Here is a 14713-nt window from a genome sequence, read left to right as displayed (position 1 = left end):
ATAATATTTTAAACACTATATTTATTTGTTACTTTTTATAATACTAAATATATCTTAAGTTATATTTTCATTAATATATTTAGTTAGAAAGTTCATAGCAATGTTTGAAGTAACACATAAAAATAGTTTAGAAAAAATATCTCAATCTATAAGTCAAGATTTTATAGATGACTATACAAATTTATTTTTAGAATCTCTTGATATAAAACAATCTTCAAAATCTACTTACAAAAGACAACTTAAAGAGTTTTTGGTATGGTTTAAAAATCAAAATCAAAATAACCTTGATAGACAAGATCTTTTACATTATAAAGAATTTCTTCAAAATGATAAAAGTTTATCCTCTTTGACTATAAGTGGATACTTAACAGTCGTTAGAAAGTTTTTCCAATGGCTTGAATCTGTAAAAATTTATCCAAATATAGCAACAGGAATAAAAGGTCCTAAAAGACGTAAGGGTTTTAGAAAAGATTGTCTAACAGTTGAACAAACCAAAATCTTATTAAATTCAATTGATAGAAGTACATTAACAGGCAAAAGAGATTTTGCTATGTTAAATCTTATGATACGTACCGGTCTTCGCGGCATTGAAATCCTTCGAGCTAATCGTGAAGATATTAGTAGACAAAGTGGCGAAACAGTTCTCTTTATTCATGGTAAAGGGCGAGATGATAAAGATGAAATAGTTTTATTAACTCAAAGTGTCATTGAACCTATAAATCAATATTTGATTGCTCGAAAAAATGTCAAAAATAGAGATCCTATATTTGCTTCACATTGTACAAAAAATTGGGGTAAAAGATTAACTACAAGATCTATATCACGTATAGTGAAAAATAGATTAAAAGATATTAATCTAGATGACCCTCGTCTTACAGCACACAGTTTACGACATACCGCAATAACTCTTAGTTTACTTGCTGGAGCAACTACTCAAGAAGTTCGAGCAATGGCACGGCATAGCGATGTAAATACTACTCTTATTTATGCACATAATATCAATCGTATAAAACAAGCTCCCGAAAAAAAAATCGATGCTTTTTTAGAAGATTAATTTAATTATTATAAAATATATCTTTAAGACTTATTATTGATTTATCTATTTAAAAACATTTATAATTGTAATAAAAACAATAGTTTATTAATAATATTAAAAGGTCATAAAAATGAATAAATCTAAATTAGTAATATTGGCTTTAGGTATAGTTATATGTTCTACTTCTAATCTGATTATAGGATTTTGGCAACCTAATTATAAAGACTATGTAAAAGGTGTCTGTAAGAAATTAAAGGCTCAATGCGATCAAGGTGATAATGACGCATGTGAAAAACATAAAAAATATCAACAAGAAGATCCTAACTGTGAGTAATAATTATAATATACTATATATTATTAGAATTATATTTATTTTATTCTGCATCAATATCTCTTTATTATATGCCAGTTATTACAGAAATACTCCTAGAAATTACTATATAAGACCTTTAGCTATAAATTGTGAAAAAGCAAGACGTTTATGCATGGAGGGTCATTTTCAGTGGTGTCATACCTCAAGTAAATTCTGTCATTATAAGTAGATGTTTTTGTTTTTAATATTTATTGTAGTTTATTGTTAATATAGTTTATTATTAATATATAATATAAAAATTTTTTATGGAGGTATTAAAATGTTTAAAAGTTTATATATATTTTTAGTTTTGATTTCAAGTTTTAATATAATTACTTGTGGCTTTTTTGGTCCTAAAGTAGGAGTAAATTGTTCACAAGCAAAAGCAGTTTGCCAAGAAGGCTATAATGATGCTTGTGAATTATATCAAAAATATTGTGCTAACTAATATTGAAGATAAGAGATTGAATTAAATGGAGTATTTTTAATGTTTAAAATAAAACATATTATAACAGTAATTTTAATTCTAATCTCTACCAGTTTTTTTAGTTTCAATCTTGTTTGTCATTATACTAGTAGAGCTTATTCAGATGGAAACTTGCCTGAAATTCCTTATTATATTAAGAAAAATAGTTATAAAGGAGTTATGCCGGGAGTAAGAAAAAATGGAGGATGGGGCTGGAGAGGATGGTATAGTTATTATACCCCTAGATATTCAAGAACTTATAATTATCCTTGGTATATAGAAGGTTATTACTATCCATGGTGGTATTATGGATATTTACCATACTATTATTGGTGGTATTAATATTATATTCTAATGTTCCTTTTCTTAATTTTAAAAGTATATCACTAATACTTAATTATAAAATAAGTCCTATAATTTATTTTTATAAGTGTATCTATAAACTTTTAGTACAAAGTTTATTAATGGAGGGAATAATGAAACTTAAAAATATTATAATAATGTTAATAGCCATTATCTTTATTAATCTGGAACTTATTTCTCGTGGCGGTGCGGCACATATAGGAGGAGGTCATGTTGGAGGAGGACGTATCGGCGGATTAGGCGGAGGCCGTATGGGCAGAGGACGTTTTGGAGGTTCTAGTTTTGGAAGAGGATTTGCTGGTGGTCGTTCTCGTATCGGCGGAGGTCGTTTTGGAGCCTATAGAAGAGGTAACTGGGGAGGTCGAGGATATTACGGTAGAGGCTTTGGCCGATATGGTGGTTATGGTCGTGGCTTTGGTTATGGAGGATATGGTTACTTAGGTTTAGGATATCCTGTATGGTATTTAGGAGCTTATGATATACCATGGTGGAATCCTTATTATAATGATTACTATTATTAATAAGAATTAAAATATTTCTTATTAACTAAAAATAAGCAAATAATTTTTGAGTTTTTAGTTGTATTAAAGAAATGATAATAATCGTGATTTTGCATATTTTTGGCATCTAACAGATTATGGAGCTAAATATTATTCATATCTATGGTCAAAAATATTTTCACTTGATTTATTTTATAAGATTAAACAAAAGGGATTATTGAATTCATGGACCGGAAAAGAGTATACAAAAAAATACTCAGTAAAGATGGCAGTGTAGATCCTAATACTAATGCTTTCTTTCAAGATATGCATATATAATTTATAATAATTTCTTTTGATATAAATATAATACATTTAGCCTAAATAAACATTAATTTTTTTATTAGACTATTAGATATACTTATTTTAATTACATTCTATCTAACTACTCAAATTAGTACAGTTAAATTAATAATCTACTGACTAAAATTAATTAAGAGAGTGAAGAAAAACACTCTCTTAATTTTTCAAATTAAAAGCTTAGTAGATTATTTTTCAAAATTTAGGATACTTACGACGATAAGTTAAACTATTTTCTTCGCTATCCCACATACTTTTAAGCATAGCTAAAGATACAAAACCAATCATCTTGAGATAACCAGAATCTTTTGCTCCAGCTTTAATAAGTAAAGAAGCAATTTCTGGAGACATATTTTTAGAAGCTGTTGTAAAAGCAGTTTCACCATCTTCGTCTTTAATATTCAAATCAGCTCCAGCTCTTATTAAAGCTTCTGCTATTAGGCAATGATCATATGTTGAATGTTCAGCAGCAATCATCAAAGCTGTTTGTCCTATCCTATTTTGTTCATTAAGATCAGCTTTACAAACAATAAGATCTTTAACTATGGGAATATTAGCATGTTGAGTTGCACACAGTAAAGCATCTTTAATATCACATTTATATTTTATAAGAAGTCTAGCTAATTTAGTATGCTTTTTTTCAATTGCAAATATTAAAGCAGACCTACCAAAATTTCCTATAATATTAAGATTCACTCTCATTTTGATCAATATTTTAACAATACTTTCATAATTTTTACAAACAGCATAAATCAAAGTAGTATTTTCATGTTTATCTTGTATATCCGAATCAGCTCCCGCAATGATTAACCTAGCACATTCACGCAAAATTTCTTCATTATAAGATTCTTGCTTTAATAAGCCAAGCAACTTAGAATTTAACTGTTCTTTAGAATAATCTTGATACTCATTCTTAATTTGATCAATTAATAATTTAAATCTCTTTTTCTTAAGGTCTTTTACAGCTTTTGATATATTATCATCCAGTATAACATCAGAACTTTGTTGTATCTTTTTTATTTGATTATCAAAATCTTCATCCAAAGTAAATATGTCGTTACATTCGTCTAAAACCTGAGATAAAATTAATGGCAAAACCACTTCATAATGTTCTTGACTTGATTTGTCTAATACAACTTTTGATTTTCTCATTGCACTCAAATGACTACCAAATAGTAATATTGACAATAAAAAATTATAGGTCTTTATTTTAATCATTTAAATCCTTTAAATTTAATAAGTTTAAATCAAGGTAATTATATATGATTTAAAAAAATATACCACTGAAATTTGATATAAGATAAATAAATTTATAAGAGTTGTATTAAAAAAGAGTTCTAAACATCAAATCTATAAAATAAATAAATATGAGGATAATCTTTTGGAAGATTTATATCTTTTGGCATTTCTTGCTGTTTAAAACCATAAGTTTGATAAAATTTTATGGCAGAAATATTTTTATCTAAGACAATAAGACCGATAGAGTCAATATTTTTGAAATTGCTAATCATTGTATCTATTAAACGTTGCCCAATTTTTTTATATCTATAATCTTTATCTACAAGTATAAGTTCAATATATATTGTAGATTTTTCTACTCTAAAAGCTATAAATCCTACAATTTTATCGCTATTAATTGCAATATTAAGATACCTATTATTTTGATTATGAATACTTTGAATAAACATTTCTTTATCAAATTCTAAATCTTTTTCAAGTAACTCTTCGGGATTTTCTGCTAAAGGTAATCCAGTGTATTGCAAAAAAATTGGTTTAAAATATTCCCATGATACTTTACGATCTAGATTAATAATTTCTAACAAGTCAGGCTCTAATGCAGGACGTATAATAATATTTGAATTTAATGTTTGAATTACACATATTGCTAATAAAATTGATTTTTTCATCATTATTATTCCCTTTTTAATTAATAGCAATTTCAACATTAATATAAATTTATAAAATAACTGTCCAACACTCTACAACAGTTTTACAATTTATAATTGTATATCGATAAAAACTAATTAAAGAGAGTGATTCTCACTCTCTTTAATGTTTATAAAATCAAGCAACTAGATAATCTTCTAAAGCTTTTTCTAATATTTGTTGAGTTAAAATTTGATTATTGAGATAAGCATTTGAAAATGCCTGATTTAAAATATATCTCAAATTAGATATAGATAAATTCTTAGCTTTTTGAGCTAAAACATCTAAATCAAAATTAGAAGCATTGATTGCTCTATTTTTTAATTCTTTCTTTAAAATATCCTTAATATCAGATAGATTAGGTTTATTAACATTTAATATAACTTCAAATAGACTATCACTTATACTATCTAATAAAGTTACATCTTTCATTGTAGTAAATATAGACATTTTACTTTTCTTAGATTTAACGGTTCTGAAAAGCTCATTAACTTTGCTCCATATCTTAGATTTATTAATAGCATGTTCATAAAGCCAATCTAATTCGTTTAAAATTATAATGCAATATTCACAATCTTCATCTTCTATTTTAGAAATAATATCATCTTTAACAGATTTATTGACTAATTCAGATACATGAATATTGAAAACACCACAAAATTTGTTCTTATCTTTAGCACTAACTACCTTTGTTAATTCTCCTGCAAGAGCTTGAGCAAGTTCAGCAGAAGTATCTAATTGACCAGACAATAAATAAGAAGCTGGAACTGCTGTTCCTGTTAAATCAAATAAATCTCTATTTCTAAAGTAATTAACAACATTATTAAGTTTTGATTTAATAGAGCTATATCCTGCCACTTTATCAAAATCTAATTTAGATTTTTTTACCGAAGCTCTATCTTTTACAGATTCACCTTTTAGTAAAGCCATAGTATCTTCAAATCTTTCATTAGACCATTTTGAAAGATCTTTAGCATCTTGCTTTAATACAGGTAACATAAGTCCTGCAATACTAATAGTGAAAATAGGCTCTGCTTTTAAATGAAGCAAATTATCTATTAAATTAAACTTATGATCTTTAGCATTATGCTTTTCTTTATCGTGTTCTTGTAAATACTGGTGAAATTTCTCTTTAGTTTTGCCAAAAAAACTACCTACATAAGGTATACTATCAAATTGATCTTTCTTATTTATAAGTAATAAATAAGATACTGCTCCTAAATAAGGCAATGCTCTTTTAGTTTTAGACCTAACATTTTTAGTAATAACATTTTTCTTTGCAAATTTTTCTAAATCACGCATAAAAATATTAAAGCGATTTAATCCAATAAACTTAAATTGGCCACATAAAATATTAAGATCATTTTCATTTTTTAATAATAATTCCTGTCCTTCACCTTGAAGGGACTCTTCTAATACTAGATATATGCTGTTAAGTTGATCAACTAATAGACCTTCATTGATAAACATTACCTTAGAAAAATTAGAATTTACAGCTTTACTTAAATTATCAATAAGAACCTTATTAAAATAAGTCACTTTAGTATAATTTGCTGGAGATAATTCAAACACACTACCTCTAAGTACGCGATCTATTAAAAGCCTAGTACTTTTAATATAATTTTTTGCAGCAGCTTTATCTTTTGGCTTTACTTTTCCGCTATTAAGCGCTTGACCTAACTTTTCAAAAGTAAAATCAATATTACTTAATTGTTCTAAAGCTTTTGAAAATAAATTATTATCTTGCCTTACAATTACTTCAACAGATTCTACAGCATCAGTTTCAGCTACTATAGTATTAGAAAATAAAAGTATTAAACTTAAAAATCCACTGGATATTTTAAGTGATATACTCAAATGTTTTTTTATCATGAATTGTCCTCTTATTTATAAAGTTTTAAATATAAGTTACCTTAACAATAATATCTTAAATAGACACTTTTGTGTATCTAATTTATTTAATATCAATAATTTCTTTAATTTCATCAAAAGTTAGAGTTAATTTTGACTCAAGTTCTTTTGCTAATTTCTCTAGTATATCTCTATTATTATTCAATATTTCTAAAGTTTCTTTTTCTAAATCATTTAACATATTATATGCTTTAATTTCTAAATTATTTTTTATCTCTTTAGGTATAATCTCTTGAGACATCCCATCAAATACTATAGATTTAATATAATTCAAGGCTTTGCTTTTATCATTATTATGAAAAGCATTTTGCTTAAACTTATATTGATGAGTATATCCAGGAGATCCAAGTAATATCTTTTCAGCCAAAATACCTGCTAATTTTATTTGAGCCATTTTTATTTTTTGATCTGTATCCTGAATATCAACTAATTCATTTGATGAATAAGTAAATAATCCTCCATATTTAGTACTTTTAGCATCATAAATAGCTTTACGCTCTTTATCATCACAAATCCTACCTTCTTGGATCTTACGCCATCTACCTTTTATAGTTACTAATTGTAGCTCTTGATTAGGTTTTAATAAGGCGTACATAAAGGAATGTCCTGCTTGATGAGCGGCTAAATGTTTTTTCTCTTGATCAGTAACATTAAATTCTGCTCTTAATTTATAAACATGTTTATTTATCTGCTCTTGAATATTATCTTGAACAATATTTTTTGAATAAGTACAGGCCTTAAACCGAGTACCTTTTATAATAAGTTCAAGATCTCCATAAGAACATCCTTGCGTTTGTTTTGCTAAAGAATCAATATCTATTTTTGATACATCCACTGCAGAATTTTTTAGCATAATATCAAAATATTTTTTTCGATTTTGATAGTTAGGTTTTTCAAAATAAATAATATTACCAAATCTACCAGGCTGCAGCAAAGCCGTATCTAAAAGTTCTGGCTGATTAGTCGCACCTAAAATAATCATTTGATGTCTTGCATCATTTTCATTATTAACACCGGACATGCCGGTTAAAAATTGAGTTAATAGATCCCCTCCAGCTTCTTTTGTCTGTAAAGGTAGATTATGAATTTCATCGATAAACAAAATACATGGAGCATCTTTACGTGCTTGATCTATAATCGATTTTATACCTTCAAAGGACCACTTTATATCTCCGGGTTTTAGCTCTTTAAAAGCAAAACGGCTATTATATCCTTTCTCTTTCATAGCCCTATTAAGGGTTCCACATAAAGCACGAGCTGCATAAGTCTTACCATTTCTTGAGGGTCCTACTAAAAGAATTCCCTTATCTAAGTTACTATTTGATCTATCATATTTTTCTGGATCTACTACATATCTTACTAAGTTATAAAGTTCTTCTATTTGACTATCGAGTCCAATTAATTTTTCATCATCTAAAGTTATATCTTTAATAATTTGTCCTCTTGAAATTATATCCTCAACCTCAAAGCCCTTTAATTTATCCCATTGGTTACGTATTATGTCTTTAACCATTTTAGTATAAGGGCTCAACGGTGTGTTAGTCATATAAGCAGTAGAAAGTATAGCTAAAGTTTTCAACATACTACTATCAACAATATTAAATAAATTAGCAATACCTTGCTCAGGATGCTTAGATAATACAGCCTTCTGTTTTTCATCAAGTTGATCAAAAGCTTCTTTATCGGTATAAATATATGTACCTATTAACTCTTTTATGTTTTTTAAAATGGGTATATTTTGAAAATACTTCTGTGGAGTTAAATATATACCTGTTGTCAATGTTAATAAAATTAATGGACTATGTTCTAATACTGTCGTTATACTATACTTATCATTCAATAGATCAAGAGCACGTGTTATTTTATTAATCGTAGTTAAACCTATATTATTTACTGATTTTTTAAGTTCTTTAATACTCTTAATATTTTCTATAGATAACTCTTGTAAAACTTCTAAATCAATTTCTTTTATATCCTTAGCATCTTTATAAAAATTAAAGTCACCAAGATTATCAAACTTATTATTAACAGATTTAAGAATATGATTAGTAAACATGTTCAAATTTAACATTAAACTATGTAATTCATCAGTATATAAATGTATACCTTGTTTTTCAAATCTAGATTCAAACTCTAAAATTACTTTTTGGTGATACTTGATCCAAGCAAAAAACTCTTTCTTTTTTGCAACATTCAATTTTCTTTTATTAACCACTTGAACCAAATACTGTAAAAAAGAGCCTATTTGTTCAACGTGATTAACTTGTAATTTTAATATTTCACTAATATAGCTTTCTTGAGTTATGTTAATTAATCCTGTATGTTTTGCAAAAGATATTGGTACAAAAAATAGAATAGTACTTAAAAGTAATATTATTTTGTAATATCTAAAGGATTTTAAAAAGTTCATTGCTTTTACCTTTATTAATTATTGTAGTATAATAAAAATAATTTATTTCTGTTAATATTGTAAATCTTATTGATTCTTTGTCAAAAGCCCAAAAAATCAATATATTTATATTTTATTGTTAATAAACAAAAGGATTTCTATATGAATAAAATATTAAAGTACATATTTCTGGCTATAATTTTGATAAGTACATGTTTAGGCTTTACTTATTGGTATTCCAAGAATAGATCAATACAAGCATTTGATTTAAGCAAAATAGAAGGCAAGAAAAATTTAGTTCCTATCGCCGTTATAGGATCAGGACCTGCTGGATTAAGCTCGGCTTTATATGGTGCACGAGCAGCAGTTTATACAGTGGTATTTCAAGGAGATAAACCAGGGGGACAACTTACTGAAACCACTTACGTTGAAAATTGGCCTGGAACTAAAAAACTACTTGGTACCGATTTAATAGATCAAAATAGAAAACAAGCAGAAAAATTTGGTGCTATAATGGCAAACGATAGTATAGAGCACGTTGATTTCTCTACTTGGCCTTTTAGATTACAAACAACTGAAGGACATGAAATTAATGCTTTAAGCATTATAATCGCAACTGGCGCAAAACCAAAATTACTTAATGTTACTGGTGAAAAAGAATATTGGGCTTATGGTGTAACCACTTGCGCTGTTTGCGATGCTCCACTTTATAAAAATAAAGATGTAGTGGTAGTAGGTGGAGGTGATTCTGCAATAGAAGAAGCAACTTTACTTGCATCTTATGCAAAAAATGTAACTTTACTTGTAAGAGAAAAATTAAGAGCAGCTCCAGCTATGCAGGAAAGACTTAAGGGCTTCAATAATATAAAAGTTATGCTTGGAGTTTCTATTAATAAAATATTAGGCGATAAAAATAATGTAACAGAAATAGAAATTATAAATAACAAAGATAAATCTATTTCTAAAATGCCTATTGATGGTGTATTTATAGCAATTGGACATATACCAAATACTGAAATTTTTAAAGACTTTATAGCTCTTGATAAAGCAGGTTATATAGATCTTAAAAATTATCAAGAAACATCACAAAGAGGTGTATTTGCAGCAGGAGATGTAACTGATAATAGATATAGACAAGCAGGAACTTCAGCAGGCGATGGAATAAAAGCAGGACTGGATGCAATATCATTTTTACAAGAAATTGGATACAATGAAATATTTTTCAAGAAAATACAAGATAATTTGTATGATCCTGATCAAGATACTCAAGTTGAACTAAAAAAATTAGTCACTAATAAAGATCTTGATGATCTTTTAAAGACTAACAAACCCCTTGTTGTTGAAGTGGGAGCTGAATATTGCACATCATGTAAAGTTTTATTAAATTCAGTAAAATCGGTGGCAGCAAAATTAGAAGATAAAGTAAATTTTGCTCAAATAGATCTAGATGATGAGCCTAAAGAATTAAAAGAGAGATTTAATATTAAATCTATTCCAGCATTATTAGTTTTTAAAGATTCTAAACTTGTTGGACGTCATGAAAAACAAATACTATCAAAGTATGAACTTTATAATTTAGTCAATAATTTAAATACCGAAGAATAATAAGTTAAAAAAAAGAACCAATTTTGATTGGTTCTTTTTTTTAATAAAATTATTTTATTTTTCAGTTCAACTGTATATAGTTAAAATTAAAAAGTATTAAAGGGATAATATGATTATTATTCGATTCTTGAAAATTTTAATTATTATTTTTGCCTCAATAAGTCTTATCTTAATCACATCTAAAAACTCTGGATTATAGTTTTATTTTTCTTAAAAAAACTAATTAGCATTTGCCATAATGCATTTCAGTATTTTTAATATTACTTTATAATTTTTATTTCTGGCTAGATTCAAATGGTTTTACCATCTTTATATTTAATATGAAGATCAGATTCTTTAATAATTTATATTTAAATATCACATTTTATACGAACAAACAAAAATTGCAACGGTCTAAATAAAAGAAAGTAAATGCATTTATAGGAATATAGTCTTAATAGTTTCGTAATATAAGATAATATTCCTATAAAGGATATAAAGTACACCGCAAATAAATAACCTCGCTTATTAATTGACTTAATTAAAATATAGGACAGAATCCTAATAAGCATATTCCCTTAAGTAGATCGGAATCTATATCAATATCCATATCATCTTCAGCAGTTTCGAAAATAAATATTGCCTTATTATCATATTTAACCTTCCATGAATAAAATATAGGTTTATTCATAGCCAGTTCTCTTGCAAGATCGTTTATAATATCCTCGTCACTTGCTTTAGATGCACTAGGCTTCATAACATTTCTAACTTTTTGATTGAATAAACACTTTTTCATATGGTCGCTAAAATGATCAGTATTTTGCCAAATATAATTGTGATCCTCAATATCATTATTAATACCATCATTATGATATAATTCATTTTTATCAAACCCTGCTATACCTTTTAAGCAATCAAAATCATGATTATCTATAAAATAAGCTGCTTTTGATAAATTTAAACAATTCCTGCTACATAAAGTATGAAGAACAAATTCTGAAATGTTTTCCATCCCATGAAATAATAATAACTTTTCAGGAAGATGTAAAAAACACTTAACCATTTGTTCTTGTTTTGATATATTCTTTCGCTCCATAATACTCATCCTTTAAAATGCTATTTTTTTCATTACCAAACTTTGATCTTGATATTAGCAAATAAATATAAAATAAATCAAGTAGCACTCTTGCTTAATTTAAAAAATTAATGGTAGAATTAAAAAAAAGGGAAAGAGATGAAATTGAAAATTTTATTTATTCAAATAAACATATTTTTAGTTATGGGATTAAGCACTAAAGTATATTGCTCAAGAAGTATATTCAGGCCTAAAGATCCATTAATGCCTGAACTTGTCACTTGTTGGAAAGGTGATAATAAAACATACAGTTTTAAAGATCAATATCTTGAGGAAGAAGCTATATTTAAAAAATTTGATCATAAGTATTTCAAAAGTCACAGTTTGCCTAAAGGACCTATTGCCTATAGAAATAGACCAGATCAAAAAGTAACAGGTCAAAAACTAAATCAATTAGCAGAGAAACTTTTATGCCAATTGTATGAACATAAAGTAAATTATGATGATTTTGTAGTACTTAAAAGCGATGATTTTAATAGAAAAACCGTATCAGGCAACTTGGTACTGAAATATAAAGACTACCCCTTTGTTTTAAAACTCTTTATAGAAACACCTGAATCATTTACCAAACCTTTTTCAAAAGGATGGCAGCCTGCATGCTTTTTCTTAATGAGTGGCGGTATAAATCGTTATTTGTCCGGATTAACAAGAATAAAAAATCTAGAATGGATTAAAAGTCAAATTAATCAAAATCCTGAATATGCTAATCTAATAGATTTTCCACGTAAGTGGTTTTGGATGCCTAAAAATAATCGCTGGTTTGAACTAACTGGTAAAAATTTATGTAAGCCCGTACAGAAAATATTATTGCCATCCATATATGGGATAATTGCTGATGCAATTAATAAAGACGAAGATAAAAAAGTTTTTGAAGATGATCCTAAATTTGGGCTTAAGCTTTCTTATTATTTGAACAGCCGTCTTGATCCCAATTTTGAAAATTTTATGAAAGAAAAAGAAACAGGCAAAATAGTTATAGTTGATACTGAACATTTTCCTAGCATGGTAGGATTAAAGCAACCTGTCTATTTTCAAAGTTATAGTGATTGGTACTTAAAATTAGCTTTTAAATGTTTAAGTGATAGATTAACTAGACACAAAAGCTTCAGGAGAAGTATACAATTTAAGCCAATACCCACTATAGAGCTATAATAAGATATTAATTATTTAATATCTTATTTTCTAAATTCTGGATCTCTTGATTAAATATTTGATCTGATAGCTTTAATTGCTCAATTTTCTCTATTGCGTGAATAACCGTCGAATGATCTTTTCTATTAAAGAATATACCTATATCTAATAAAGAATTATCACAATATTTTTTCATTAAATACATAGAAATATGACGAGCAAGAGATATAGATTTTACACGCTTTGCTGACCTTAATTGACTTAAAGTGACTCCGTAATGCTTAATTACAAACTTTGCTATAAAATGCATTTCTAAAATTTTCTTCTTGGATGATTCATCTTTAATGTTTCTTGATAAAAGCTTTTGAGCAACCTCTAAGGAAATACTTTGATGCATTAAAGAAGAAAACGCTAATAAACGAATTAATAGCCCTTCTAACTCACGAACATTTGAAGAACTTTTAGAAGCAATAAAATTAGCTACTTCATCACTTAAAATTACTTGATGCAGCTCTGCTTTCTTTTTTAAAATAGCTATTTTAATCTCAAGAGAAGGCTTTTGTATATCAGCAAGCAACCCACAATCAAGACGAGATCGCAGCCTTTCAGCAAGACCGGCAATATCATGAGGTAAAGAATCACTTGAAAACACTATCTGCTTTTTAGATTCATAAAGAGCATTAAATATATAGAAAAATGCTTCTTGGGTTTGTTCTTTATTTGAAATAAACTGTATATCATCAATTAATAGTACATCTATATTTTTATACTTATTCTCAAACAAATTAATTTTATCGAATCTAATTGCATTTATAAATTCATTAACAAATCTATCAGCTGATTGATAAAGTACTGACAGCTTACCATTTTTATTCTTAATATGATTAGCAATTGCATGCAATAAATGGGTTTTACCTAATCCAGAATCACCATATATAAATAAAGGGTTATAAAGAATTCCAGGTTTATCTGCAACCGCCTTAGATGCTGAGTAAGCCAATAAATTATTAGGTCCTGAAACGAAAGTCTCAAAAGTATAATCTAAATTAATATTACCAGCAGATTTTTTTGAATTTACTAAAGAATTTTTTTTAATACTATTTTGTGCCGTAAAATTGGAATTAACATTCGAAGTTAAATCTACTGATTTAACTAACGGAACTGAAATTTCGGCTTTACTTTGATCAGTTAAAATAATATTAATATCTCTTTCATTAAATAATCTACTTAAATGCTTCTTTAATAAATTTAAGTAATTTAATGTTATCCACTCTCTAACAAAGGAATTAGGAGCTTTTAGAAATATAGTCTTAGTTGCTATATCCCAACTTGAGAGAGTAACAGCCTTAAACCAGGTCTCTACAATCCTGCTACCTTCTTCTTCGTTAATAATTTTTAAAAAATCTTCCCAAATAATATTTAAATTCAAAATAATCGCTTTAGCCAGTTTATAAAATATTAAATATATTTAACTTATATTATTAGATAATAATATTATATCAAAAGAAATAAACCAGAGCTAATCTTTTTATAAAATTTTAAAAAATAAAAATCTTTAATTTATTAAGTAATATATTTTTT

General features: G+C 26.9%; 13 protein-coding genes. 7 read left to right on the top strand and 6 right to left on the bottom strand.

The features are described 5' to 3' along the window. Positions 1-100 precede the first annotated feature (100 nt). The 5 genes from BABL1_RS00080 to BABL1_RS00065 all read left to right on the top strand — a co-directional run bounded on the left by BABL1_RS00080 (position 101) and on the right by BABL1_RS00065 (position 2738). Positions 101-1054: a tyrosine-type recombinase/integrase gene (locus tag BABL1_RS00080; RefSeq protein ID WP_023790890.1), complete on the top strand. Its 954-nt coding sequence runs from the start codon at positions 101-103 to the stop codon at positions 1052-1054. Between the two features lie 112 nt (positions 1055-1166). Beyond that, a complete protein-coding gene (locus BABL1_RS00075; protein ID WP_023790888.1) occupies positions 1167-1370 on the top strand; it encodes a hypothetical protein in 204 nt (67 codons plus the stop codon). Between the two features lie 298 nt (positions 1371-1668). Beyond that, positions 1669-1836: a hypothetical protein gene (locus BABL1_RS05470; RefSeq protein WP_023790886.1), complete on the top strand. Its 168-nt coding sequence runs from the start codon at positions 1669-1671 to the stop codon at positions 1834-1836. A gap of 39 nt (positions 1837-1875) precedes the next feature. Continuing rightward, positions 1876-2196, top strand: coding sequence for a hypothetical protein (locus BABL1_RS00070; RefSeq protein ID WP_023790884.1), 321 nt, complete (start codon positions 1876-1878; stop codon positions 2194-2196). Between the two features lie 134 nt (positions 2197-2330). After that, on the top strand, positions 2331-2738 hold the full coding sequence (locus tag BABL1_RS00065; RefSeq protein WP_146617251.1) for a hypothetical protein: 408 nt from the start codon (positions 2331-2333) through the stop codon (positions 2736-2738). Between the two features lie 513 nt (positions 2739-3251). On the opposite strand, the gene BABL1_RS00060 is transcribed toward BABL1_RS00065, so the two are convergent. The 4 genes from BABL1_RS00060 to BABL1_RS00045 form a co-directional block, all read right to left on the bottom strand. Then, entirely contained in the window at positions 3252-4274 is a 1023-nt protein-coding gene (locus BABL1_RS00060) for an ankyrin repeat domain-containing protein (RefSeq protein ID WP_023790880.1), read from the bottom strand. Between the two features lie 119 nt (positions 4275-4393). Then, the gene (locus BABL1_RS05075; RefSeq protein ID WP_023790878.1) at positions 4394-4966 is read right to left on the bottom strand and encodes a GNAT family N-acetyltransferase; all 573 of its coding nucleotides are present in this window, start codon (positions 4964-4966) and stop codon (positions 4394-4396) included. A 154-nt stretch (positions 4967-5120) separates the two neighbouring features. Then, positions 5121-6854, bottom strand: a complete 1734-nt coding sequence (locus BABL1_RS00050) for an ATP-dependent Zn protease (protein ID WP_023790876.1) — start codon at positions 6852-6854, stop codon at positions 5121-5123. Positions 6855-6936: 82 nt separating this feature from the next. Continuing rightward, the gene (locus BABL1_RS00045) at positions 6937-9303 is read right to left on the bottom strand and encodes an AAA family ATPase (protein ID WP_023790874.1); all 2367 of its coding nucleotides are present in this window, start codon (positions 9301-9303) and stop codon (positions 6937-6939) included. A gap of 141 nt (positions 9304-9444) precedes the next feature. On the opposite strand from BABL1_RS00045, the gene BABL1_RS05070 reads away from it, so the two are divergent. After that, positions 9445-10887: an FAD-dependent oxidoreductase gene (locus BABL1_RS05070; RefSeq protein WP_023790872.1), complete on the top strand. Its 1443-nt coding sequence runs from the start codon at positions 9445-9447 to the stop codon at positions 10885-10887. Between the two features lie 520 nt (positions 10888-11407). Here BABL1_RS05070 and BABL1_RS00035 read toward each other — a convergent pair. Beyond that, positions 11408-11962 carry a hypothetical protein gene (locus BABL1_RS00035; RefSeq protein WP_023790870.1) on the bottom strand — a complete coding sequence of 185 codons (555 nt, stop codon included), beginning with the start codon at positions 11960-11962 and terminating at the stop codon, positions 11408-11410. 138 nt (positions 11963-12100) lie between these two features. On the opposite strand from BABL1_RS00035, the gene BABL1_RS00030 reads away from it, so the two are divergent. Further along, positions 12101-13153, top strand: a complete 1053-nt coding sequence (locus BABL1_RS00030; RefSeq protein ID WP_023790868.1) for a hypothetical protein — start codon at positions 12101-12103, stop codon at positions 13151-13153. Between the two features lie 7 nt (positions 13154-13160). On the opposite strand, the gene dnaA is transcribed toward BABL1_RS00030, so the two are convergent. Next, complete coding sequence (dnaA, locus tag BABL1_RS00025) at positions 13161-14561, bottom strand: chromosomal replication initiator protein DnaA (RefSeq protein ID WP_023790866.1); 1401 nt, start codon at positions 14559-14561, stop codon at positions 13161-13163. Positions 14562-14713 lie beyond the last annotated feature (152 nt).

The sequence above is a fragment of the Candidatus Babela massiliensis genome (assembly GCF_000513475.1).
In the GTDB taxonomy this organism is placed as follows: Bacteria; Babelota; Babeliae; order Babelales; family Babelaceae; genus Babela; species Babela massiliensis.
Note: the sequence above shows the minus strand (reverse complement) of the source record. Positions and strands in the feature narration are given on the sequence as shown.

What these genes read in the sequence shown, in the direction of transcription:
- BABL1_RS00080 (WP_023790890.1), top strand. Translation starts at nt 101, where the DNA reads ATGTTTGAAGTAACACATAAAAATAGTTTAGAAAAAATATCTCAATCT.
- BABL1_RS00075 (WP_023790888.1), top strand. Translation starts at nt 1,167, where the DNA reads ATGAATAAATCTAAATTAGTAATATTGGCTTTAGGTATAGTTATATGT.
- BABL1_RS05470 (WP_023790886.1), top strand. Translation starts at nt 1,669, where the DNA reads ATGTTTAAAAGTTTATATATATTTTTAGTTTTGATTTCAAGTTTTAAT.
- BABL1_RS00070 (WP_023790884.1), top strand. Translation starts at nt 1,876, where the DNA reads ATGTTTAAAATAAAACATATTATAACAGTAATTTTAATTCTAATCTCT.
- BABL1_RS00065 (WP_146617251.1), top strand. Translation starts at nt 2,331, where the DNA reads ATGAAACTTAAAAATATTATAATAATGTTAATAGCCATTATCTTTATT.
- BABL1_RS00060 (WP_023790880.1), bottom strand. Translation starts at nt 4,274, where the DNA reads ATGATTAAAATAAAGACCTATAATTTTTTATTGTCAATATTACTATTT.
- BABL1_RS05075 (WP_023790878.1), bottom strand. Translation starts at nt 4,966, where the DNA reads ATGATGAAAAAATCAATTTTATTAGCAATATGTGTAATTCAAACATTA.
- BABL1_RS00050 (WP_023790876.1), bottom strand. Translation starts at nt 6,854, where the DNA reads ATGATAAAAAAACATTTGAGTATATCACTTAAAATATCCAGTGGATTT.
- BABL1_RS00045 (WP_023790874.1), bottom strand. Translation starts at nt 9,303, where the DNA reads ATGAACTTTTTAAAATCCTTTAGATATTACAAAATAATATTACTTTTA.
- BABL1_RS05070 (WP_023790872.1), top strand. Translation starts at nt 9,445, where the DNA reads ATGAATAAAATATTAAAGTACATATTTCTGGCTATAATTTTGATAAGT.
- BABL1_RS00035 (WP_023790870.1), bottom strand. Translation starts at nt 11,962, where the DNA reads ATGGAGCGAAAGAATATATCAAAACAAGAACAAATGGTTAAGTGTTTT.
- BABL1_RS00030 (WP_023790868.1), top strand. Translation starts at nt 12,101, where the DNA reads ATGAAATTGAAAATTTTATTTATTCAAATAAACATATTTTTAGTTATG.